The 23,476-nt window shown below is 62.7% G+C and carries 19 protein-coding genes and 2 pseudogenes; 14 read left to right on the top strand and 7 right to left on the bottom strand.

The window, feature by feature from the left end:
• The first annotated feature begins 142 nt into the window (after positions 1–142).
• The 4 genes from NGM99_RS04900 (at position 143) to NGM99_RS04885 (ending at position 6,663) form a co-directional block, all read left to right on the top strand.
• Complete coding sequence (locus NGM99_RS04900; protein ID WP_252816552.1) at positions 143–1,573, top strand: calcium-binding protein; 1,431 nt, start codon at positions 143–145, stop codon at positions 1,571–1,573.
• A gap of 197 nt (positions 1,574–1,770) precedes the next feature.
• Positions 1,771–3,507 (top strand): type I secretion system permease/ATPase, encoded by a 1,737-nt coding sequence (locus NGM99_RS04895; RefSeq protein ID WP_252816550.1) that lies wholly within the window; start codon positions 1,771–1,773, stop codon positions 3,505–3,507.
• Positions 3,504–4,946 (top strand): HlyD family type I secretion periplasmic adaptor subunit, encoded by a 1,443-nt coding sequence (locus NGM99_RS04890; protein WP_252816548.1) that lies wholly within the window; start codon positions 3,504–3,506, stop codon positions 4,944–4,946. The genes NGM99_RS04895 and NGM99_RS04890 overlap by 4 nt, the downstream gene beginning before the upstream one ends.
• Positions 4,947–5,229: 283 nt before the next feature.
• Positions 5,230–6,663, top strand: coding sequence for an O-antigen ligase family protein (locus NGM99_RS04885; protein ID WP_252816546.1), 1,434 nt, complete (start codon positions 5,230–5,232; stop codon positions 6,661–6,663).
• 28 nt (positions 6,664–6,691) lie between these two features.
• Here the strand turns inward: NGM99_RS04885 and NGM99_RS04880 are convergent, their stop codons facing one another.
• The gene (locus tag NGM99_RS04880; RefSeq protein ID WP_252816544.1) at positions 6,692–7,603 is read right to left on the bottom strand and encodes an FkbM family methyltransferase; all 912 of its coding nucleotides are present in this window, start codon (positions 7,601–7,603) and stop codon (positions 6,692–6,694) included.
• Positions 7,604–8,042: 439 nt separating this feature from the next.
• On the opposite strand from NGM99_RS04880, the gene NGM99_RS04875 reads away from it, so the two are divergent.
• Positions 8,043–9,077, top strand: coding sequence for a glycosyltransferase family 2 protein (locus NGM99_RS04875; protein WP_252816542.1), 1,035 nt, complete (start codon positions 8,043–8,045; stop codon positions 9,075–9,077).
• A gap of 5 nt (positions 9,078–9,082) precedes the next feature.
• On the opposite strand, the gene NGM99_RS04870 is transcribed toward NGM99_RS04875, so the two are convergent.
• Entirely contained in the window at positions 9,083–10,330 is a 1,248-nt protein-coding gene (locus NGM99_RS04870) for a glycosyltransferase family 4 protein (protein WP_252816541.1), read from the bottom strand.
• Between the two features lie 386 nt (positions 10,331–10,716).
• Here NGM99_RS04870 and NGM99_RS21890 point away from each other — a divergent pair.
• The 7 genes and pseudogenes from NGM99_RS21890 to NGM99_RS04840 form a co-directional block, all read left to right on the top strand.
• Positions 10,717–10,932: pseudogene (locus tag NGM99_RS21890) on the top strand (LbetaH domain-containing protein); the annotation flags it as partial.
• Positions 10,933–10,935: 3 nt separating this feature from the next.
• Positions 10,936–11,166, top strand: a pseudogene (locus NGM99_RS21885) (DapH/DapD/GlmU-related protein); the annotation flags it as partial.
• Between the two features lie 65 nt (positions 11,167–11,231).
• Positions 11,232–12,281, top strand: a complete 1,050-nt coding sequence (locus tag NGM99_RS04860) for a Gfo/Idh/MocA family protein (RefSeq protein WP_252816536.1) — start codon at positions 11,232–11,234, stop codon at positions 12,279–12,281.
• A complete protein-coding gene (locus NGM99_RS04855; protein WP_252816534.1) occupies positions 12,278–13,384 on the top strand; it encodes a DegT/DnrJ/EryC1/StrS family aminotransferase in 1,107 nt (368 codons plus the stop codon). The genes NGM99_RS04860 and NGM99_RS04855 overlap by 4 nt, the downstream gene beginning before the upstream one ends.
• A complete protein-coding gene (locus tag NGM99_RS04850; protein ID WP_252816531.1) occupies positions 13,374–14,099 on the top strand; it encodes an acyltransferase in 726 nt (241 codons plus the stop codon). The genes NGM99_RS04855 and NGM99_RS04850 overlap by 11 nt, the downstream gene beginning before the upstream one ends.
• Positions 14,096–15,070: an SDR family NAD(P)-dependent oxidoreductase gene (locus NGM99_RS04845; RefSeq protein ID WP_252816529.1), complete on the top strand. Its 975-nt coding sequence runs from the start codon at positions 14,096–14,098 to the stop codon at positions 15,068–15,070. The genes NGM99_RS04850 and NGM99_RS04845 overlap by 4 nt, the downstream gene beginning before the upstream one ends.
• 11 nt (positions 15,071–15,081) lie before the next feature.
• Positions 15,082–16,254 (top strand): DegT/DnrJ/EryC1/StrS family aminotransferase, encoded by a 1,173-nt coding sequence (locus tag NGM99_RS04840; protein ID WP_252816527.1) that lies wholly within the window; start codon positions 15,082–15,084, stop codon positions 16,252–16,254.
• A 74-nt stretch (positions 16,255–16,328) separates the two neighbouring features.
• Here the strand turns inward: NGM99_RS04840 and NGM99_RS04835 are convergent, their stop codons facing one another.
• The 3 genes from NGM99_RS04835 to NGM99_RS04825 are packed head-to-tail and all read right to left on the bottom strand — an operon-like array spanning position 16,329 to position 20,137.
• Positions 16,329–17,858, bottom strand: a complete 1,530-nt coding sequence (locus NGM99_RS04835; RefSeq protein WP_252816525.1) for an O-antigen translocase — start codon at positions 17,856–17,858, stop codon at positions 16,329–16,331.
• Complete coding sequence (gene rfbD, locus NGM99_RS04830) at positions 17,855–18,751, bottom strand: dTDP-4-dehydrorhamnose reductase (protein WP_252816523.1); 897 nt, start codon at positions 18,749–18,751, stop codon at positions 17,855–17,857. The genes NGM99_RS04835 and rfbD overlap by 4 nt, the downstream gene beginning before the upstream one ends.
• Before the next feature lie 60 nt (positions 18,752–18,811).
• Complete coding sequence (locus NGM99_RS04825) at positions 18,812–20,137, bottom strand: polysaccharide biosynthesis/export family protein (RefSeq protein WP_252816521.1); 1,326 nt, start codon at positions 20,135–20,137, stop codon at positions 18,812–18,814.
• A 417-nt stretch (positions 20,138–20,554) separates the two neighbouring features.
• Between NGM99_RS04825 and NGM99_RS04820 the strand changes: the two genes are divergently transcribed.
• Together NGM99_RS04820 and NGM99_RS04815 are read left to right on the top strand one after the other, a co-directional pair.
• The gene (locus NGM99_RS04820; RefSeq protein ID WP_252816519.1) at positions 20,555–21,355 is read left to right on the top strand and encodes a helix-turn-helix transcriptional regulator; all 801 of its coding nucleotides are present in this window, start codon (positions 20,555–20,557) and stop codon (positions 21,353–21,355) included.
• Between the two features lie 36 nt (positions 21,356–21,391).
• The gene (locus NGM99_RS04815; protein ID WP_435371389.1) at positions 21,392–21,775 is read left to right on the top strand and encodes a VanZ family protein; all 384 of its coding nucleotides are present in this window, start codon (positions 21,392–21,394) and stop codon (positions 21,773–21,775) included.
• Here NGM99_RS04815 and NGM99_RS04810 read toward each other — a convergent pair.
• Complete coding sequence (locus NGM99_RS04810; RefSeq protein ID WP_252816928.1) at positions 21,757–22,230, bottom strand: hypothetical protein; 474 nt, start codon at positions 22,228–22,230, stop codon at positions 21,757–21,759. The genes NGM99_RS04815 and NGM99_RS04810 overlap by 19 nt on opposite strands.
• A gap of 70 nt (positions 22,231–22,300) precedes the next feature.
• Positions 22,301–23,080 (bottom strand): response regulator transcription factor, encoded by a 780-nt coding sequence (locus NGM99_RS04805; RefSeq protein ID WP_252816517.1) that lies wholly within the window; start codon positions 23,078–23,080, stop codon positions 22,301–22,303.
• Between the last annotated feature and the right edge of the window lie 396 nt (positions 23,081–23,476).

Here is a 23,476-nt window from a genome sequence, read left to right as displayed (position 1 = left end):
CGCGATTCGAGGGGGGGTTTTCTCGAACGCCCCGATTTCATCGGGCTTCGTTTCCAGCTTTCCTTCGCTGGGCTTTCTGGCTCCTGGTTCTCTGACCGGGATCGTCGCGGCGTGCGCGCTGCGAAAATTTGGAGAATTCCTGATGCCTCTCAGTTCAACCGCCACGTTGGCAGGCTTTCCTGAAGCGTCGACCACCGGGGTCCGTCCCGGCACGACACTCAAGACGGTCGACGATCTCGTGGTCACGACACCGGGTGCAGTGATCAGTGGTTTGGAGATCCACGGCACGCTCCGCATCGAGGCCGATAATGTCACGATTCGAGACTGCAAGATCGTCGGCGACAGCTACAATTCGGTTCAGGTCGTGGACGGTCACTCAGGCGCCACGGTCGAATATTGCGATATCGTCGGCGGTACCAATGGCATCATGGGCGGCGGCACTTTCCGATACAACGACATCTCGAAGAACGAAAACGGGATCGTGACGGGCGGACCGAGCCTGATCGAGGGCAATTACATTCACGACATGTCTGGCGGCCCCGAAGCCCATTTCGACGGCATCGAAATCAATGGCGGCCACGACATCACGATCCGGCACAACACTGTCATCAACGATTACGGCCAGACTTCCGCCATCATGATCGACAATTATTTCGGTCCGGTCGACAATGTCGTGGTGTCCGACAACTATCTGGCTGGTGGCGGCTACACGATCTATTCCGACGGACAGTTCAGCAGCAGCAACAAGATCACGAACGTCCAGATCACCGACAACCAGCTCGGCTCGGGATCGTGGGGATACTATTCGGTGAACGGCAACAGCCCCGCGATGTCGGGGAATGTCGAAATCGGCAAGTCATGGCCCACGCCCGTCGCCGATGCTCACCCAACCAGCCCGGCAGCCCCGGATCCGACACCTGCCCCCACCAAACCGACGCCGGCACCACCGGCAGCAGACGACACAACCCATCATGGAACGAGCGGCGCCGACGTGCTGAAGGGCGGAACGGGAGACGATACATTTATCGTCAATCATGCCGGCGACAAGGTGGTGGAACTGTCTGGCCAGGGCAATGACACGGTTGAAAGCTCCGTGTCCTACTCGCTTGGGCGGAGCTCCATCGAAAACCTGCACCTCACCGGAAGCGATGCCATCAATGGCCGAGGCAATTCCCTGGACAATTCCATCACCGGGAACGATGCCAACAACAGCCTCTTCGGAGGCAGCGGCAACGATGTGCTGAATGGTTGGGGCGGCAAGGACACGCTTTACGGCGGCACCGGCAACGACACCTTCGTTTTCAGCTCGAAGTTCAGCGTCGATGGCGACCGCGTGGCCGACTTCGCCAAGGGCGACAAGCTCGACTTCAGCATGATCGACCCTGGTGTCGCACGCGGCGGCGCTCAAGCCTTCCTGTTCGACGGTTATGGCGAGGGCAAGGGTGACGGCCATATCTGGGTCACGGAAGACAGCGACACGACGCATGTTCACGGGCAGGTGGACGGCTTCGAGTTCAACGTGGCCCTTGATGGAACGCATCTGGCACTGACTGCGGCCGACATCATCGTCTGAGGCGCCCTCCGCCTTCCTGAAGAAGCCGGCGGCTCTGATGACGCCGCCGGTCGATCGACTCAACTCCAAAGAACAGGCCGCGCAATCATTCAGGCGTGGCCTGTTCCACCGAGCACATTCCGTTTTCGGAAGTGTTTCGCCTGCCGTGTCCTGAGCCGGCCCTGAAGAGCGTCCGCCAGCAATTGATCGGAACCCCCATGAAGGAAGCAGCCAGCGCCGAGTTGCGCGATGCCTTGAAGCGCTGCAAAACCGGCTTCTTCGGCGTCGGCCTGTTTTCAGCGATGCTCAACCTGCTTGCCCTGACGGGCTCGCTTTACATGCTTCAGGTCTACGACCGCGTCATTCCCTCCCATAGCGTGCCCACGCTGGTCGGCCTGACGCTCGTCATGCTCCTGCTTTTCACGGCCTATGGCCTGCTCGATTTCGTGCGACTCCGCCTCATGGTGCGCATCGCCAATCGCCTGGACCGTCTCTTGCACAAACGCATTTTCGCGATATCGCTCGCCCTGCCCCTGCGTGCGGGTCCCGAAGGGGCATCCGTGCAGCCCATTCGCGATCTCGATACCATCAAGGGCTTCCTGTCGAGCACGGGGCCGACCGCCTTTTTCGACCTGCCCTGGATACCTTTCTACATCGCCTTGATTTATCTGCTTCATCCCGATCTCGGCCTGCTCGCGACCGGAGGTGCCATTCTCATCGTTACGCTGACGGTTCTGGCCGAGCGACTGGGGCGCGCTTCCGCCAAGCGGGCGATCGAATCGGGCAACAGGCGGCGCGGGATCGCAGAGGCTGGCCGGCGCAACGCCGAAGTGATCCATGCCCTGGGACTTGGCGATCGGCTGACCCGCCGGTGGGAAACGATGAGCGCCGATCATCTCCGGAACCAGCAGAAGCTTTCGGACGTGGTAGGATCCATGGGGTCGCTTTCACGCTCGCTGCGCATGATGCTGCAGTCGCTGATGCTGGGCCTGGGCGCCTATCTGGTGATCAACGGCGAAGCGTCGTCGGGCGTCATCATCGCATCCTCCATCATGCTCGGGCGCGCACTGGCACCGGTGGATATCGCCATCGCCAACTGGAAGGGAATCGTCGCTGCCAGGCAGAGCTGGACAAAGCTCAACCGTCTCCTCAACCGTTTCACCGCAACCCATCAGACCATGGTGCTGCCGCGGCCGGAGGAATGCCTCACGGTTGAGAGCCTCGCCGTCGGCCCTCCCGGAGAAGCTCAACCACTTATCGCCAATGTCGGATTCAGGGTCGAGGCCGGCACGCGCCTGGGAATCATCGGGCCGAGCGGCTCGGGCAAGTCGACGCTCGTCCGTGCGCTGGTCGGCGCCTGGTTGCCCATGCGCGGCACGGTCAGGCTCGATGGGGCGTCGCTCGACCAGTGGGATGCCGCAGCGCTCGGCCGCCATGTCGGCTATCTGCCACAGGATATCGAGCTGTTCGACGGAACGATCGCCGAAAACATCGCGCGCTTCGACGAGGATCCCGATCCCGCCGCCATTCTCGCGGCCAGCCAGGCGGCAGGCGTGCACAAGATGATCCTGCGCCTGCCTCAGGGTTTCCAGACGCGTGTCGGCGATGCGGGCAAGGCGCTCTCGGCCGGGCAGCGCCAGCTGGTGGGCCTGGCGCGCGCGCTCTACGGCAATCCGTTTCTCGTGGTGCTCGACGAGCCCAACTCCAACCTCGATGCCGATGGGGACGCGGCACTGTCTTTCGCGATCGACAGCGTGCGCGAGCGCGGCGGCATCGTGATCGTGGTTGCGCACCGGCCGGCGGCCCTCGCCAACGTGGACCAGCTTCTGATCATGGCGGGAGGCGCGCTTCAGGCCTTCGGCTCGCGCGACGAGGTGCTGGCGCGGCTGCGTCGTCCGGCCCCGACCGAGCCGCGACCGTTCGGCCTGGTTCGCAGCGGAGACAAGCGGCCATGATCACCATGCCGGCATTGCGCGCCGATGTTCCGACCATGGCGCCGCGCGACGGCCGCGCGCCGAGGAAAGCGGGACGCTTTTCCGCCTTTGGAGCCGCCCTCCTCGCATTCTTGACCGGCTCTCTCACCCGTGCGCGCCTGTGGGCCGAAAAGGGCGACCGCGATGGCATTCGCGCCGCCATGATCCTCGGGCTGACGACGAGCGTGCTGCTTCTTCTGTGTATCGGCGTCTGGGGCTTCACCACCAGACTCGCCGGCGCCGTCATCGCGCCCGGCACGGTGGTGGTGGAAAGTGCCGTCAAGAAGGTGCAGCATCCCACAGGCGGCACGGTGGGCGAAATCCTCGTTCATGACGGCGAACAGGTGAAAGCCGGACAGATCCTGCTGCGCCTCGACGATACCATGACGCGCTCTAACCTGCAGATCGTCAACAAGCAGTACGACCGTACGCTTGCGCGGCGTGCAAGGCTCGAAGCGGAGCGGATCGGGCGCGACACGATCGAATTTCCTTCTGACCTCTTGTCCCGCAGTGCGGAGCCCGAGATCGGGAATCTGCTGGCCGGCGAGCAGGCGCTGTTCGGCAGCCGCCAAAAGGCGCTTGAGGCACAGAAGGCACAGCTCACCGCGCGCGTCGAACAGCTCGGTCGCCAGATCGAAGGCCTGAACGCGCAAAAGCGCGCCACCGACGAGGCACTGACAACCCTCGACGGCGACCTGGCCAATGTTCAGACGCTTTTCTCCAAGAAACTCGTCTCGATGGAGCGCGTCAGCAATCTCCAGCTCGAAGCGTCCAAGCAGCGCGGCGAAGCTGGCCGCCTAACTTCGGCCATCGCAGAAACCGAGAACCAGATCAGCGAGGTGAAGCTGCAAGTCATCCAGATCGACCAGCAGATGCGTTCGGAGGCCAACAAGGATCTTCGCGACACCGAGGGCCAGGAAGCCGAGCTGGTAGAAAAGAAACTGGTTGCACAGGACGCGCTCGCAAAGATCGATATCCGTGCTCCACAGGATGGCACCGTTCAGGAACTCGCCGTCCATACGGTGGGTGGCGTGATCGACGCGGGCGAAACGGCAATGCTGATCGTTCCCAATGAGGACGGTCTGGTGATCGATGCCTCCGTGCAGCCTGCAAGCATCGACGATGTCCGCCAGGATCAGAAGGTTCTGGTTCGATTCTCGGCTTTCGACACGACCACGACACCGGTCTGCGAAGGCAGGATCGAACGCGTCTCCGCCGATCTGGTGCGCGATCCGAAAACCCAGGTGGCCTTTTACTCCGCCCGGATCGATCTTGCCGACGAAAACGCATGCCTTCACGGCCAGCGCAAGCTCTTGCCCGGCATGCCTGCGGAAGTGCAGATCCAGACGGGCGAGCGCAGTGCCTGGTCCTATATCCTCAAGCCCCTCATGGACCAGATGGCCCGCGCATTCCGGGAATGAACCGCACATGTCGACTCGTCGAGACGCGTTCGAAGTGGCAGGCTGGGCGATGTTGCTCTCAATAAACATAGGGGAACTACGCCCAACGGTCTAATCGTTGCCCAAACCCCGCTTCGCTAGATTAGCGACACTGTCTGCTGTGGACCCAAACCCTGCCGGCGACCACCAAGTCGACATGGTTCCCGGTCCGGACAAGACACGGCGCCGTCCGCCAGTTCAAGGCGCTCCTCGCACAGTCTCGTCCGGCGCGGGACTTATCATGTGGCGCGTTAGGGAATGCGTGATGAGCATTGTTTCAGCGGATGCGCAAGCAGCTCATGCTATGGAACTCAGGCGTGCAGCAGGCGCTCCACGCTCCGCGTTCCGATCTCGTTTGGGAAAAGAAGCCGGCACCCGCGACGCTCAGGTCAAAGCAGGCCTGAAGCCCTTGATCGTGGCATTTCTGGTCAGCCTCATCATTCCCTGGGTCATCTATGTCGGCCCTGTGCGGATGTCCCCTTATCGCTTCGTTCTGCTCGCCGCTCTCCTGCCCATTCTCGCCATGTGGCTGAACGGCGCAGCAGGACGCATCAAAGCGGCCGATCTCGCTCTTTTCGGCTATTGCCTGTGGTCGACGCTCAGCCTAGCCGTCGTTCATGGCATCGGCACGGCCGTTCAGTCGGGTGCCATTCTGATGATCGAAACGATGGTCCCTTATTTGATCGCGCGCTGCCTGATCCGCGATGCGGATGATTTCAAGCGCATGGTCGGGCTGCTGTTCACGCTTGTCGTAGCTTTGCTGCCCTTTGCACTCATCGAGCTCCTTGCCGGCCGCAAACTCCTGCTGATCTTGTTCGGCACGATCTTGCCGACCATCGAGGTCAACTGGATGGATCTGCGCTGGGGCCTTTTCCGTGTCCAGGGACCATTCGAGCATCCGATCCTGTTCGGTGTCTCGTGCGGCGGCGCATTTGCGCTGACACATCTGGTACTCGGATACGGAGTCTCGCTTCCGAAACGGTGGCTGAAGTCAGGGCTTGTCCTTTTCACCGCCCTTCTGAGCCTTTCCTCCGGTCCGATCAGCGCATTGGTTGTGCAGGGGCTGCTTCTGACCTGGAACGGGGTTCTTCGTTCGGTCGAAGGCAGATGGAAAATTCTCTGGGGCTTGCTGACCGCCATGTATGGCACGATCTCGCTCGTCTCATCCCAGTCAGTGCCGGCCTTCTACATTACCCATGCGCCTTTGTTTGATCCGATGTCGGCCTATTACCGGCTTCTGATCTGGCAGTATGGATCGCAGACAGCCCTGAATCATCCGCTTTTCGGCATCGGAATGAACGAGTATGAACGGCCGGCTTGGATGGTTCCCAGCGTCGACATGTTCTGGCTTGTCCATGCGATCATGTATGGACTGCCCGCAGCCACCTTTTTCATGTTCTCCTTTCTGTGGACCGTTTTCACGGTCGGCCGCAAGAAGGGATTGGGCGAGCGTGAGACCGCTTACCGCACCGCCTATCTGATTTCGATGGCTGGCTTCTTCATCGTGGGATGGACAGTGCACTTCTGGAACGGAACCTACGTGCTGTTTCTGTTCCTCTTGGGCAGCGGCGCATGGATCCTCGATGCACCATCGCTGACCCCTGCGCCCCGTCGAAAGCTCTCGAAAACATCGGGTACGGCACGCGCCATGAGTTCGACAAAACAGTCGTGCGGTCGTGCGAAGCCAGTTCGAGGGTAGATTTCTTCTGAAAACAGGCGATCCAACTTCAGCGGGGCTGGATCGCGACGCCGCGCGCCAGGATGTCTTCCATCGCACCCTCTCGGATCGCGATGATGTGGCGCGCCGGCCAAGGCCGATGGTTCAGCACCGAGGCCTCATCGAAGGCCACGATCTCGTGCAGGGTGCCGCGACGCGGCTGATAGAAGAAGAAGCGATAGCCGAAACGGGCGATGCGCGCGTAATGGGGCAACGAAGGCAGCCCCAGCAACATGATCAGGATATCGGCGCGCCCCGCCTTGAGCAGAGCCTCCGCTCCCATCAGCACGGTCGGTTCGTAGCCGGCAACGTTGATCTTCAAAACGGAAACGCGGGCGAGACCGAGCCGGTCGATCTCGTCGTCGACCCTGCGCACTGAAACGCGCTCGCCACTGACATCCTGCGACAAGGCAAGCCGGCTGTTCCACGTCTCCTGGGTGGTCTCGAAAACCGCCTCCGCGGGCGCATCGCCGAGCGCCAACTTGTGGATGGTGATCCTGTCGGCGACGCCGTTTCGCGCGGCATTGCGCGCGAGCATTCTGACATTCGCCGCGCTGGGTTCGAAAGCATGGACATGGCCGACCGGAAGGCAAAGGCAGAACAGGCTGAACGGGCCTATGGATGCCCCAACATCGATCACCACCCAGTCGGAACGGAAGACCTTTCGTAGAAACGCGAATTCGGGATCGACCAGATCGCCGAACGTCACGGGCATGGTGGGAAACTGACTGGGATAATCGAATTCGAGCGAGAAGCCCGAGCGAAGCCTGACTTCGGCTCGGGCCGGCTTTTTCCACCCCAAACCGGCGAGCCTGCCCGCACCCACCAGCGTTTCGCGTGGACCAACCGTTCGCAGGCCCCAGCATAGCTTGTGAAAGCCGGATTTCCATTGTCGGACGGATCGTCCAAGACGGCGAAGCATGGCCGATGATCCGAAAGCATGACTCGCGGCTTCCATCGCTGTCCCCCTTTTCCCGGCTTCGCGCGTTCCGTCTGACCTAGAACAAAGGCAACGAGCGCGCGATTAGACTTTTCGCATGACCGCCCCATCCAGGTGTCCACCGCCGGTAGAGACGGATGTCTTTCTTTCAGGAAACAGAAGGCTTCTCCGTCCCCATCCTCATCCGATAGCATGAGCGCAGAAGTCATCGGGCTCGGGCCCTTGGGCTCGAGCCCGGTCCGATCCGACCTTTGGCTTAGGCTCGCTCGGATTGCGATCGGACGCCTTGACGGGCAATCTCGGGGTCTAAGGTTTCCTCACGGCGGCAATGCCGTCGACGGCGAGCTCAAAAACGATCTAGCGGGCGAAAGCGACGCACTCGACCAGTCCAACCCAACGGTCAATCCAATTCAGGCACGAAATGAGCTTGGTCTCGGTCATACTGCCCACCTACAACCGAAGCGACAGTCTGTGCCGGGCGGCAAAGAGTGTTCTGGATCAATCCTATGCCGATCTGGAACTCATCGTCGTCGATGATGCCTCTACGGAGAACATTGAGGCAGTTGTCAGACAATGGAACGACGAACGTGTCCGCCTCGTCAGGCGGGCGGCGAATGGCGGTGCGGCCGCAGCCCGCAATACCGGTCTCGCTCATGCAAAAGGCCGGTTCATAGCTTTCCAGGATAGCGACGACATCTGGCTGCCCGGCAAGCTGGACAGGCAGATGAAGCTTCTCGCGACTTTGCCGCCAAGCGTGGGAGCGGTGACCGGATCGAAGCTTCTTTACCGAAGCGGCAATCGTCAAAGACGTGTCTTACCACAGGTGTCGGTCGAGCCGGCGCCTGAAAACGCCATCAGCCTGGAATGCGATCAACTCGAACACCTCCTGTGGGAAAACCGGCTCAGTGTTCAGAACGCCTTGTTTCGACGGGACTGCTATCCCTGCGACGAGTGGTTCGATCCCAGAGCCAAGGCCAACGAGGATTGGGATTTCGCCGTTCGGCTGGCAAGGCGGACCAAGATCTTTGAGCATCTCGAACCGGTCGTGCTGGCCTTTGCATCCGCCGACAGTGTTTCCAGCAGCAATCGACGCCAACATATCGGCGCAGTTCGGCTCATGAAGAAGAACAAGGACCTGAAACCGCGCTTTCCGCAGCATTTCAGCTACAACGAATTCTATCTTGGACGCTTTCTTGCGGCGACAGGAAAACCTCGGCTGGGTTTCCGCTTCGTCGCGGCAGCGCTCGTGGCATATCCATCACTTTTGAAGCTCATCATACGTCGCAAACTCGAACGCGCTTTCGGGCGGATCAGCCTCCGTGGAATGGAAGCGGGCACGAGGCCCTCGACCCGCTCAGAGAACGGGGATGCCGGAGGCATAGCCGTGGCATGCCTCCAGAAGGCAACGATGCAAGGGTTCTGTGAGCCTACCGATTGCCCGGCTCGATCAGACTAGCTTGGTCAGACGGGTCTGGGAGGCGGCCACAATCCCGCACAAGCTGCTCTCAGAAGAGACTCCGTCTGTGCCTTCTGGCCGCGTTTCCTGCCGGGCCTGTAGTAGTCGAGCTGGATCTGCAATGCATGCAATGCACTGCTCGCAGCATCGGAGATGTTGCGCGAGGGGCGCTCGACGGAAACACGGTGATAGATGCCGAGCTGGATTTCCGCAGCTCTTTCGAGGCTGAAGCGCTCCTCGACGGTTTTGCGGCCGAAACTCCCGAGTGTTTCGCGCAAGGACGCGCAAGACAACAAGCGCTCCATCTGGCGGGCAAGTCTTGCCGTGCCCGGTTCGCTGTCCGCATTGCCGTAGAAGCCCTGGAAAAGAAAAGTCTCGAGTGTCGCGGGTTCGAATACTTCTGAAAACGCCGTCTCGCCCTGCACGATGACCGGCTTGCCGATGGCCATCGCGCGAAGGGCGGAGCTGCCCATGCCTACCACGAGATCCGCGGCCGCATAGGCTGTGCGCGGATCGAGCGCGGCACCATGAAACACGATCACCTCGCGGCCATGCCGCCCGTTCACGGCGCGCACGCGCATCTCGATGGCCTCGCGCGCAGGCCCATCGCCTACCAGCACAAGTTTGAGGGGGAAACGGCCGGCCAGCATGTCGGCAGCGTCCACCGCGCGCACCAATGCGTCGAGCTTCAAATCGAGTGCCAGACGCGACACCGAAACCACCAGCAAGTCTACGTCGTCGACGCCATGCGCCTGCCGAAAGGCGCTGCCGTCGATGCCAGGATGGTCTTCAACCACGTCGATCGGCGGCTCCAGAACCCAGACCGGTGCCGTCTGCCGCTTTCGGGCCTTGCGACCCAGTTCTTCCGTCCCCATGATCAGGGGCACGGAAGCCGGCACGGCCGGCATCACGGACATGCTGAGCACGGTGCAGAGAAGCGGCACGCCCATCAGGAGGCTGGCGCCATAATAGGCGTCGAGACAAGGCGGCCATTCATAGGCGTGGATGAGGTCGAGCTTCTCGCGTCCTGCGATCCGCGCGAGTTCCATGATGCGCGTCGGTGCCGGCCGATATTTCAGCGGGTGCGCTGGAATGAAACGAAGACCGCGCTTCTCGATATGAGAATTCAGCGGACCAGGAACACCGTAAACCATTACTTCGTGGCCACGGGCGGCCACGCTCGCGGCGAGATCAATGGCGTTGATCTGGCTGCCGCCGATCCCGAGATCGTGAGGGTAGACAAGTATCCGCACCGGCGCTGGTCCCTTGAGGTCTAAGAAGGCGGCAGCCCGGCCGCCCATATCCAGAGGAGAGTGCCCTCGATCATGATGTGATGGCAGAGCGACGTCGACTCAAACAGTGGTGGACGGTCGGAGCAGTCCTCTTGATTGAGCGCAGTCTAAATAGCTTGCCGCTCCTACCGCTTTAGGATGCTCGAATACCGAGTTTTCTTTCGTTTACTCGACAAGGCGTTTTCCTTTTCTCTTGAACCCGAAAGCGGCGCGTTTCCGGATGCAGCCGCGTGAGGTCCAAGCTTCAATTCAAGACGTTTGGCCATCGGGTTCTGGACAGGGGTTCTGGATGCGCCGACCGGTTTCCCGGTTCCGCGCTGCCATCGAGTTCGGGGGATAGGCACGGCATGATCGCGCAAAGCGCAGTTCTGGACGAGGGCGTGGTCGTCCACCATCCCGATCTGGTCAATCTCTACGGCTGCCGGGTGGGTTCGGGCACGCGGATCGGGACCTTCGTCGAGATCCAGAAGAACGCCGTGATTGGGCGCAACTGCAAGATCTCGTCCCATTCCTTCATCTGCGAGGGCGTGACGCTGGAAGACGGCGTGTTCGTCGGTCATGGGGTGATGTTCACCAATGACCTCTTTCCCCGCGCGGTGACGGCCGAAGGCACGCTTCAGACCGACAGCGACTGGACGGTGGTCCCAACCCTTGTCGGCGCTCGTGCCTCGCTCGGCTCCAACGCCACGATCCTCGCCGGCGTCACGATCGGCGAAGGCGCCATCGTGGGTGCCGGTGCCGTGGTTACCCGCGATGTGGCCCCCTTCGCAGTCGTCGCCGGCGTGCCGGCCGCGGTGATCGGGCGCGCCAGTGACGCGCCTCAGACATCTTCCCATCAGGAGACATTGCAATGAGTGGCGCAATGAGTGGGGCAACGATCGGCGTCGCCGTCGTCGGCTATGGCTACTGGGGACCGAACCTCGTCCGGAACTTCGCCGATACGCCCGGCGCGAAGCTGGTCGCGGTCTGCGACCTGCGGAAAGAGCGCCTCGCACCGCTTGCCACACGCTATCCCGGCGTGAAGCTTACCGATGATTTCGACGAGATCCTGCGCGATCCCGAGATCCAGGCGATCGCCATCGCGACCCCCGTTCACGCGCATTTCCGGCTCGCCATGAGTGCCTTGATGGCCGGCAAGCACGTGTTCGTGGAAAAGCCCATCGCCTCATCGGCCGAGGAAGCCCAGCGGCTGGTCGACGAGGCTGCACGGCGCAAGCTGACGCTCGCGGTGGACCACACCTTCATTCATACGGGCGCGGTCAAGAAGATGCGCGAACTGGTCGAGACCAGGCTCGGCGACATGTATTACTACGACTCGGTGCGGGTGAATCTCGGGCTTTTCCAGCACGATGTCAGCGTGATCTGGGATCTCGCCGTCCACGACCTTTCGATCATGGATCATGTGCTGCCCTTCCAGCCCGTGGCGGTGTCGGCCACCGGCGTCAGCCATGTGCCGGGCGAGCCCGAGAACATCGCCTATCTCAACCTCTTCTTCGAAAACAGCCTGATCGCCCATATCCACGTGAACTGGCTGGCGCCCGTGAAGGTGCGCCGCACGCTGATCGGCGGCTCGCAGAGCATGATCGTCTACGATGACCTCGAGCCCAGCGAGAAGATCAAGGTCTACGACAAGGGCATCACGCTCAACGGCAACCCGCAGAAGAACGGCGAGAAGATCTATCAGGCGCTGGTGGGCTACCGCACGGGGGATATGTGGGCGCCTCGCCTCGACGTCACCGAAGCGCTCGGCACCGAGCTCAAGGAATTCATCGGCTGCATCGAAACCGGCACAAACCCGCAGGCCGACGGCCGCGCGGGCCTGCGCGTCGTGCGCATCCTCGAAGCCGCCACCCAATCGCTGGCCCTGCGCGGCCGGCCCGTCGAGCTCGAACCCGTAAGGCGCGTCGCATGATCCCGTTTCTCGATTTGAAGGCGCAGTATCAGAGCATCAAGCCCGAGATCGACGCGGCGGTGCTCGGCGTGCTGGCTTCTGCTCAATATGTCTTGGGCGACGAAGTGGCCGCGTTCGAGCGGGACTTCGCCAACTATTGTGGGACCGCACACGCAATTGCCGTCAACACCGGCACCAGTGCCCTGCACCTCGCTCTCCTCGCGGCAGGTGTCGGTCCCGGTGACGAGGTGATCACGGTGCCCTTCACCTTCGTCGCGAGCGTTTCGGCAATCACATACACGGGCGCCACGCCCGTGCTGATCGACATCGATCCCGCGACGCTCACCATGGACCCGAAGCTGATCGAGGCGGCGATCACGCCGCGCACCAAGGCCATCCTGCCCGTCCATCTCTATGGCCAGATGGCCGACATGGACGCCATCAACGTCATTGCCGAAAAACACGGGCTCGTCGTCGTCGAGGACGCAGCCCAAGCCCACGGCGCGGAGTATTTCGGCTCGCGCGCGGGCAGCCTCGGTCTGTCCGGCTGTTTCTCTTTCTATCCGGGCAAGAATCTCGGCGCCTGTGGCGAAGGCGGCATGGTCGTCACCAATGACGACGCGCAGGCGAAGACGATCCGCATGCTGCGCGATTGGGGCCAGTCCAAGCGCTATCACCATGTGCTGAAGGGCTTCAACTATCGCATGGAAGGCATCCAGGGCGCGGTCCTGAAGGTCAAGCTGCGCTATCTGGAGGAGTGGACCGAGAAGCGCCGCGCCCATGCCAGGAACTATCGCGCGCTGTTGGCTGAGGCGCCGCACATCACGCTCCCGGCGGAAGCCGAGGGACGCCGCCATGTCTGGCACGTCTTCGCCCTGCGCTCAGCCGAGCGCGACGCGCTGGCCCGTGACCTGAACGCCCAAGGCATCCAGACCGGCCTGCATTACCCGATCCCCGTGCACCTGCAGGAAGCGCATGCCGATCTGGGCTACAGCGAGGGCGACTTCCCCCATTCCGAACAAGCCGCGCGCGAAGTGCTGTCCTTGCCGCTTTATCCCGAGCTCACGCTGTCTCAAGTCGAAGAGGTGGCGCAGGCCGTGAAGGAGTTCGCCTATGTCGCGTGATCCCCGAGCAGGCACGGCACGCATCGTTCAGGCGGTTCATGGCCGCGCCGCCCCACCTGAGCCGGCTTATGAACCCACCCTCGCCGCCAGCCTGCGCGAAAGCTACAGCCGCGAAGGTCTGATCGAACTCTACGACCGCTTCTCGACCGGAGCCGGTTTTCTCGACGCGACCATGCGCGCGACGATCCTTCGCGCGCTGTCCAAGCGCTGCGGTGCCGGGCTTCAGGTTGGCGGCGGCGCCGTGTTCCGTCATCCCGAAACCTTCGAGATCGGGCAGAACGTCTTTATCGGTGCGCAGGCCAACATCCAGGGCCGCTTCGACGGCACTTGCGTGATCGGCGACAATAGCTGGATCGGCCCGCAAGCCTTTCTCGACGCGCGCGACCTCGTGATCGGTGCCTTCGTCGGCTGGGGTCCAGGGGCGAAGATCTTGGGCTCGGCGCACACCGGCGATCCGGTCGACGTACCGGTGATCCGCACCGATCTCGCGATCAAGCCGGTCCGCATCGAGGACTGGGCCGATATCGGCACAAATGCCACGATCCTGCCGGGCGTCACCGTCGGCAAGGGTGCGATCGTGGGTGCCGGTGCCGTGGTTACAGAAGACGTGCCGCCTTTCGCCATCGTCGCAGGCGTGCCCGCGCGCTTTTTGCGCTGGCGCGAACAGGCGGATGTCACGGCCGGGGCCGCATTCGACAGGGAAAACGGGACATGAAAAACAAACGCATCCTGATCACAGGCGGCGCCGGTCTGATCGGCTCGCACATCGCCGATCTCGCGGTGAAAGAAGGCGTGCGCGAGATCGTCGTGCTCGACAATTTCGTGCGCGGCCGGCGCGAAAACCTGCGCGAAGCCCTGCCGAGCGGCCTGGTGACGGTCATCGAGGGCGACATCCGCGACCGCGACCTGCTCGCCCGCAGCTTCGAAGGCATCGACATCGTCTTCCATCAGGCCGCGATCCGCATCACGCAATGCGCTGAAGAACCCCGCCTCGCCATGGAAGTGCTGGCCGATGGCACCTTCAACGTGATCGAGGCGGCGGTCCACGCCAAGGTCGGCAAGCTCGTGGCGGCATCCTCCGCTTCCGTGCTGGGCCTCGCCGAAAGCTTTCCGACGCGCGAGGATCACCACCCCTACAACAACCGCACGATCTATGGCGCGGCCAAGGCCTTCAACGAGGGATTGTTGCGCTCCTTCGCCGAGATGTCGGGTCTCGACTACATCGCACTGCGCTACTTCAACGTCTTCGGCCCGCGCATGGACGCGCACGGAGCCTACACGGAAGTGCTCATCCGCTGGATGGAGCGCATCGCGGACGGCAAAGCGCCACTCATCTTCGGCGATGGGTTGCAGACCATGGATTTCGTGGACGCGCGCGACATCGCCCGCGTCAACATCCTGGCCGCGAAATCGGATGTGACGGATGAAGTCTTCAACGTGGCGAGCGGGCGCGAAACGAGCCTGACTGAACTCGCTGAAACGCTGGCTCGTGCCATGGGGTCGGATGCCAGACCCGAACACGGGCCCGCACGCAAGGTGAACGCGGTGACGCGCCGGCTGGCCGACATTTCCAAGGCGCGCGACATGCTGGGCTTCGAGGCCGAGATTTCACTCGAGCAGGGCTTGGTCGATCTCGTGGAATGGTGGCAGGAGGAGCGCGCCGCAATGGCCGTTGCCGCCGAATGAGCTCCGCCCAGATGCCTATCGCCCGCCCCGTGCTCGACGAGCGCGAGGTGGAGGCCGTGCGCCGCGTGGTCCTGTCCGGCTGGGTCACGCAAGGCCCCGAGATCAAGGCGTTCGAAGAAGAGTTCGCGGCCTACACGGGTGCTGCGCATGCCTGCGCCGTGTCGAACTGTACCACGGCACTTCACCTCGCACTGATGGCCGTCGGGGTCGGACCCGGCGATGAGGTGGTCACCGTCAGCCACTCGTTCATCGCCACCGCCAATGCCGTCCGCTACTGCGGCGCGGTGCCGGTCTTCGTGGATGTCGAGGCAGGCTCCTTCAACATGGACCCGGATCTGGTCGAGAAGGCCATCACACCGCGCACCAAGGCCATCCTCTGCGTGCACCAGCTCGGCATGCCGGCCGACCTCGCGCGGCTCGTCACGCTCGCGCGCTGCCGGGCCATCCCACTCATCGAGGACGCGGCCTGCGCCATCGGCAGCGAAATCCTGTGGGACGGCAATTGGGGAAAGATCGGCCGTCCGCATGGCGACGTGGCCTGCTTCTCGTTCCATCCGCGGAAAGTGATCACCACCGGCGACGGCGGCATGATCACCACCGACGATCCCAAGCTCGATGCCAAGTTCCGCCTGTGGCGGCAGCATTCGATGTCAGTGTCGGACGCGGTCCGACACGGTTCGCGGCAGGTGATCTTCGAAAGCTACCCGGAACTCGGCTTCAATTACCGGATGACCGACCTGCAGGCCGCGATCGGCCGGGAGCAGTTGAAGCGCCTTCCGGAGATCGTGGCGGAGCGCCGGAAGCTCGCAGCACTCTACACGAAGCACCTCGCATCCCTTTCCGGGGTCTCGACGCCCCGCGAGCCGCGCTGGGCTCGCTCCAACTGGCAAAGCTATGCCGTGATGCTCGAGAACGGCATCGACCAGCAAAGCGTGATGCAGGCGATGCTCGATGAAGGGATTTCGACGCGACGCGGCATCATGAACAGCCATCTCGAACCGGCCTACAAGGGCAGCACGGCGTTTCGTGCAGGTTCGGCGCTCGGCTACTCGGAAATTGCCCAGAACCGCGCGGTGATCCTGCCGCTCTTTCCCGGCATGACCGAGAACCAGATCGCAATCGTTGCCGACAGTTTCGACCGCGCCATCAAACAGGTCCGGGAGTTGACGACACAGGCCGCCTGACCGACGCCCCCACTGAAGCGAAAGCCCCGGCAGTCACGAGATTGCCGGGGCTTTCGCTTTTTCCTTTGCCGGATTCAGATCAGCTTCGCGACCAGGTTTCGCAGTGGCACCGGGAGAGCCGTATCGGGCAACTGTCGCAGCAATTGTCGCAATGCATGGAGCGTGGCGGCGAACGTCACCAGAAGCCCCAGCACGGTCGCCATCGGCAGGGAAAGCAGATGGAAGGCTGAGAAGATCAGGCTCGCTGCCGGCAGGAAGATGAGCCCGAGCCTGATATTCTCGCCGCTCATGCGGTAGCCCGTCAGCCGGCGCACCAAAAGGTAGATCAGAATGCCGTGCCAGACATAAAGGCCGAAAAAGGCGATGCCGGCACCGACCGGGCCAAGCCAGGGAACAAGCAGCCAGGCAAGCCCGACCTGCACCAGCGTCGCCGCAACTTCTGTCCAGAAAAAGATGCGCCCGGCGCCCTTGGCTAGCACGATGTAGCCCATGGGCCATGCAACGATGCGAAGCATCATGCCGAGACAGATCCAGCGCAGGAGATCGGCAGCGGCGACGAAGGACGGAGAATAGAACAGCAGCATGATAAGCGGCGCCAATGTCAGGGTGCCGAGAAGTCCCGGACCGGCCAGCAGCATCGAAACATGGGCCTGCTCATTGACCAGCCGGTTGCATTCCTCGTTGTCGTGGGCCGCCGCCGTCAGGCGTGGATAGAAATCCGTACCCATGGCCTGCAGGATGAAGCCGGCATAAAGTCCGCCGAGCGCCCACGCCGACTGGAATAGGCCCGCCGCCTCGATGCCACCGTTCTGAAGCACGATGAGGCGAATGGCATAGGCCGCACCTGTCGTCAGCAACCCACTCGCCATGAAGACGATGCCGAGCCTGAAGAGGGCGACCGTTTCCGCGCTGGTCTCGGACCACCTCATGCGGACAGGCGAAATCGAAACCTTTCGTGCGAACCACCATGAGGCGAGAAGCGAGACGATGCTCATGGCGAGGATCGAGAGTGCCACACCGTTTTCGCCGAGAACATAAACCAGCGGCACGCCGACGACGGTGCTCGCAAGTCCCCCCAGCACGCTGATGCGTGCCAGATCGCCGATCCGCCGCAAACCCTGGATGAGGGCCGCCTGACCGGCCGAAACCACACGGCAGAACAATGCCAGCGACAAGAGCGCCACGCCGGCCGCATGGCCGGGCGTGTCGAAGGAGAATGAGGCGATCGGCGCTGACAGGGCCAACAGCACGAGCGCGCCTGTAACCCCGAGCACCAGCGAGACGCGGCGCAGCACGAGAGCGGTGCGGGCGATACGCGTTTCGTTTCCCGAGCCGACCGCTTCGGCGATCTGGCGCACGCCGCTCTGCTGCACGCCGAACTCCGTCGCCGTATGGGCGAGATCGAGGATCGCACCAAAAAGGCCCATCAGGCCGACGCCGCTCGGCCCCAGCAGCACGGCCATCGCTTTGGTCCGGACGATCGACAGGAGGATGTTGATGAGCGAGGAGCCGCCGATCACCGCCGTGGATTTCAGGATATGGAGATGCGATCGCGACCGCTCAGGCGTTGGCGCCGCCTCCAGGGCCCCGGTGCTCACGCTCATGCGGCGATTCCCGACGAGCCGCCCTCGCGCAGGATGCGCGAAACGACCCGGGCGACACTTTCCTGCCAGGGCCTCGCCTCGATGCCGAATTCCGCCGCGATATGGCGCGAAGAGAGGCGTGAATTGGTCGGGCGCGGTGCCTTGGCAGGGAAGTCTGCCGTGCCGATGTCTTCCACGGCGGCAAAGGGACCACCGTTCTGGCGGCTCTCGGCGAAGATCTGGCGCGCAAAACCTGCCCAGTTCGTCGTTCCCAAGCCGGCCAGATGAAAGATGCCGAAAGGCCCTTCTCCCAGGCGCAGCGCGAGCGCGAGGATCGCATCCGCCAGATCGAGCGCGGAAGTCGGATTGCCCCATTGGTCCGCGACCACGCGGATCGTGTCGCGCGTTTGCGCGAGCCGCAGCATGGTGCGCACGAAGTTCTGCCCGAAGGGCGAATAGACCCATGCCGTTCGCAAGATGAGGTGGCGTGAGTTGCTCGCCGTCACCGCCTCCTCGCCGTCCCGCTTGGTCAGCCCATAGATGGTGTTGGGGCCGGTCGGATCGCGCTCCTGATATTCATCCTGCTTGTCGCCTGAAAAGACATAGTCGGTGGAAATCTGGATAATCGGCACGCCGATGGATCCGGCAGCTTCGGCGACGGCACGCGCGCCATTCGTGTTGATCGCGTGAGCACGCGCCGGCTCGTCCTCCGCGCGGTCCACCGCCGTGTAGGCGGCGGCGTTGACCACCAGATCGGGCTTGAGCGCCAATATCTTGGCGCGAACGGAGGACGGTCTCGCGAGATCGAGTTCGGGACGCCCCGCCGTGATGAGTTCCAGATCCGGGCGCGCGCCGGCCGCTTCCCTGAGGCTCGAAACGAGCTGGCCGCTCTTGCCCGTCACGAGGATCCTCATGCGCCCGGTTCCATCACGCGACACGTCTCGAATGGGTCGGCAGGAATGCAGTCCGCCCGATCATTGGGACGCTTCCATGGCAAGAGCCGCGCTTGAGGGGGAGGCGGCCGAAACCGCTTCCGCACCGGTCGAGAGTTCGACTCCCACCTTCAGCACATCGCCCGGCTCAAGGCTTTCGGTTTCCGAAACGTCCCGCGTTTTCGCTTCTCCGTTCTCGCGCCGCACGAGTTCGTAGCGCAAGGTCGCGTTCTGCACGGAGGCCGAGACGCGGCCCGAGGCGATGGCTTCGAGGATGAGCTTCTGGGCCGTGTCGCGTCGGAGAATGGCCTGCTCGAGCTTCGCCTGTTCGCTTTGAAGCTCGCTCGCCACATCGGTCCGGCGCTTGTCGGCCAGCCCGTCGAGACTGCGATTGGTTTCGGTAAGGCTCTGCTGCGCGCGCATCACGGCGGTGATCTGGTCGAGCCGGTCGGCACGACGATCGGCCACGAGGCGTTCCAGTTCCGACTGGCGCGATGCGGTCGCCACCCCCTTCTGCACCAGGGTCGTCACATTCTTCAATTCGCGCTCGGCCGAGGCAATCGTATCGTCCGACGCGCCGATTTTCTTCCTCAGAACGCCGATTTCGGCATTGAGCAGGTCGCGCAGATCGGCGAGCCGCTTGCCCTGCCGTTCCACCTCATTGCGCCGCGCGTCGAAAATGATCTTTTCCTGGGCGACGATCTGCTGGGCCAGCACCTTGTCCGCCTGGGCCGCCCAGCCCTCGGGAGGGCTGAAGCTCCGAGCGTCGGCCATTTCGGCTTCGAGCCGCACGATGCGGGCGCGGCTGCGCAGGATTTCGTTTTCGGTGGCGCGCAGACCGCCCACCAGTTCCGTCTGATCATTGAGCCCGGCCGGCGGAGCGGTTATCTCGCCACCGCCGAGGGCCAGGGCCTGCAGAACCGTGAGGCCGGGACGAAACTCATACTCGCCGGGCTTGTTGACCTTGCCGACCACATAAACAGGCGGGTAACGCACGACCTCGACGGTGGTGTTCGGCTTTTCCGCAAGCCCCGTCCTGGTCTGGATGAGTGTTGCGAGCTCGTCCGCGAGCGCCGTCAGGGTCTTGTCGCCCACCGCGACATCACCCACGACCGGCAAGGTGATGGTGTTCTTGTCGGACACGACGAATTCACCGCCCAGAGCATTCCAGGTCTGGTACTCGCCTTTCAATGGCATCCACTGCACAACGGAAACGCGAAGCCGCGTCTGCGGTGCCAGCTGCGCCGTTTCGGCGGACGCCACGCCCATTGGGGCGGCAAGCAGCAGGAAAGAGCCGAAACCCGACAGGAAACCCAGCCGGCTTCTTTTCCAACCTGCCCGGAACGATCGCAAGGCGTTCGAAATCATGATGTCCGCGTCCCGATACTCAAAGCGCCGGTCTCCATGCGTTCGAGCGGCCTGCGCCGCGACGCCCATTATTCCGGCATTGCAACCGGCACTGTGCCGTTTGAGGGTCGCCGTTCACAGTCAGGCGGTGGGCGCGGGTGCGTCATTCATTGTGGGGAGGCGGGGTCTCAGACCTCGTTCCAATGGTGGGTCCGAGACGGTTCGAGCCGCATCCGGCCTTCCGAGCACGCCCTTCGGGCCATCCGCGTCGCTGGGCGGATGGTGGGTGGAGCCCTGTCCTCCCCTTTCGGAGGATCGCCCGCACGGACCATGCGCCATATCGTCCATGACCGCCGCCCCGGACTTCCACCTTTATCCGTCGTTCAAGCGCCTGGGTGCGAGGCTATGGTCGGTCGACAACAAAGCTGCGGCGGACCGATGAGCAATGTCACCGGAGAAATACAGGAAGCGAGCGGCATCGTTTCCGTTGGTGCTGGCCCCGAGCCGGCGCTTTCCGTGCATCGGCGCGTCGATGTCAGTGGCGCGCGGCGAACGCTTCTCGTGATCGGTCCCATCGGGACGCTGCCCGAGAGCCTGGTTCACGCACTCGAACGCGAATTTCCATGGCTTCGCATCGAGGCGGTCGAGGACGTCAATGCCGCGTGGCGCGCTTTCGACCAGCCGGTCTCGCTGATCATGCTCGACATGCCGATCTTCCAGAAGGAACGTGAGTTCGCGGCTCTCCTGCCGGAATGGCATCCCAACTCGATCACCGTGCTCATCGAGCATGGCGACCGCCGCTCCGCCTCGCTTCAGCAACTGCTCGACCTCGAGGTCGTGCGGGGTGTGCTGCCGATGAACCTGCGCCTCGACATCTGGCTATCCGTGGTGCGGCTGATGCTGCGAGGCGGCGAGTATTTTCCCTTGAGCCTGCTTCAGCCCGCACTTCTGGCCCAATCGGCTTCAATGCGGCACGGCCCTGCGCCCTTCCGGCGCCCGCCCGCGACCGGGCCTGACACCAAGCTCTTCGATCTCACACGGCGCGAGATGCAGGTGCTGGAAATGGTTTCGCAAGGCGCACAGAACAAGACCATCGCGGCTGCCTTCGACCTCTCCGAGCATACCGTGAAGATCCACGTGCACAACATCATCAACAAGATGGGCACCAACAACCGCACAGAAGCCGCGGCGCGCTTTCGCGACCATTGCCAGTTGCCCACGAGGCTAGATGCGGAGTAGCTGACGGCAGGATTCTGCCGGAAACGCCCGCTCCTCATGCCATTGTTCAACTCTTCGACGCGTGCCCGTCTGGGCTTCGGGCTGCAGCTCGCGGCATGGTGCCTGCTGGCGCTGGTTGCCGCGGTCACCATCGGCCCGATCGGCCTGCGCCCCCATGTGGGACCCGTCGGCATCGAGCGCAGCCTGGCTTTCCTTCTGCTCGGCATCGCATTCGCGCTGGCTTACCCTCGGCGCCCCTGGCTTGCTGTTCTGGTGGTCGCAGCCGGCGCGGGTATCCTTGAAGGGCTGCAAACGCTGGTGCCCGAACGGCATGGGCAGTGGAGTGACCTGGGCGTCAAGATCGCAGGCGGCCTTGTCGGCGTGATGCTCGCCCAAGGGCTGATCCGCCTGATACGCGCCAGTCAGTGCGGAAAGCCGTAGCGGCGCACGATCTCCCAGATGGCGCGGTTGGTTTCCGCGATCTCGCCGATCGAGGCCCGGATGCGGGCCATCTCGCTATCGTCCACGGCCTCCACCTTGCCGTAGCGGACATCGCGCGTGGTATCGACGATGCGCATCAGCTGGGTATGCGAGAGTTTGCCGGTTTCGTCGAACGAGTAGACGCAATGATTGTATTTGTTGCGCAGCTTTTGTTGCCGCGACAGATTGGCAGTGACGTCAAGCACGTCCTTCCGGCATGCGGGCTTCGTCTTGGCCAGCTTTGCGAGGCGCTCGACGAGGTCGAGCCGCGCGCGCGTGGTGTTCAGCGTCAGGAAGATGACGATCGCCGTTTCCTTGTCCACGCCGGCGAGCCCTGCGATCAGGTAGATGAGCAGGCTTTCCGTGTTGGTCCAGGTGTAGTTCAGCTGCCCGACCAGCAGCAGGATGTGCTGCATGGCCGGATCGGGCACGCTCGGATCGGCGATGGTCTGTCCGCCCTTGGGCGATGCGCCGGCCATCGGCAGTTCAGCTCTCGCCATCGTGCCGACGCCTTTCTTGCGACACTGCCTGAAGGTAGAGGGCGGCCGCTTCCGTGCGGTTGTGGACCTTGAGCTTGCGTATGATGTTGTGAATGTGAATCTTGACCGTGTGCTCGGACAGGCCGAGCTCAGTGGCCACGAGCTTGTTCGGCGTGCCGCGGGCGACCGAGGCGAGCACCTGCTGCTCGCGCTCGGTCAGATTGTTCCATTGCCGCGCCTTCGTCTTCTCGCCTTCGGTTCCGTTCGGAACCGTGATGGGCAGCAGCGGCGCCGGACTGTCGGGGCGACCGATGATCGCCTTGAGCAGAGCCGGCGGGTAGTAGTCGCCGCCATGCAGCATCAGCCCGACCACGGACAGCCAGAGGTCGAGCTTCATGTTCATCGGCAAGAGGCCCCGCATCAATTCCGAAGGCATGAAGTCGCCGACCGAAAAGGCGATGTCGCGAATATCGTCGCAGACGATCGCGTAGGGAAGGTTGGGCTGGCTTTCGCGCAGCGGTGCCAATCCCATCTCCACGTCGGCCGCAAGCCGGCTGTCCACGAGAACCAGCGCCACGGGGTCCTTGAACGCCGCCGGAACGCCGCGCCAGCCGATCACCGTTTCCACCGACAGCCAAGGATATTCCTGTTCGAGAGCGTGGATGAAGCAATCCGCCACGGTGTCGAAGGGGTGAATGAACAACAGGGTCTTGCGCGCGGGCAACCCCCAATAGGTGCGCAGGGCACGGCGCCTTTCTTCCATGATCATCTCTTCGCTGGCATCCATGCCATGCCTCACTGCATCCATGCGTGATCGAGCGAACAGCATCGTTCCCGATGCAAGATGATTAATATTTTTCAGGCCGATCCACTATCGACGCCTTCTACCTCTTTGGTCGATTAGTTTCGCCAGCACAGAAGAAAACGCACCGCTCGTCCCGCCCAACAAATCCGATGATTTAGATCAACTGGGAGAACCTTTGCATTGCCGAAGAAAATTCCGCCATTCTCTTGGACTTGCGCCAGAACGCTTCTTGTCCTGAATTTTCTGAAATGAAATCTGTTCGCACATGCGAGATACGGGCAGGACCATAAAGCATGTCTCCGCCTCGGTGGCACCCTGCAAATGCCGCACAGACCTACTCTTACCCTTAGCCGAAGTCGTTGATACGCCCTCCGGGCT

This window comes from Mesorhizobium liriopis, from assembly GCF_024053505.1.
GTDB classification, from domain to species: Bacteria; Pseudomonadota; Alphaproteobacteria; order Rhizobiales; family Rhizobiaceae; genus Mesorhizobium_B; species Mesorhizobium_B liriopis.
This window is presented reverse-complemented; position numbering and strand designations above follow the sequence as displayed.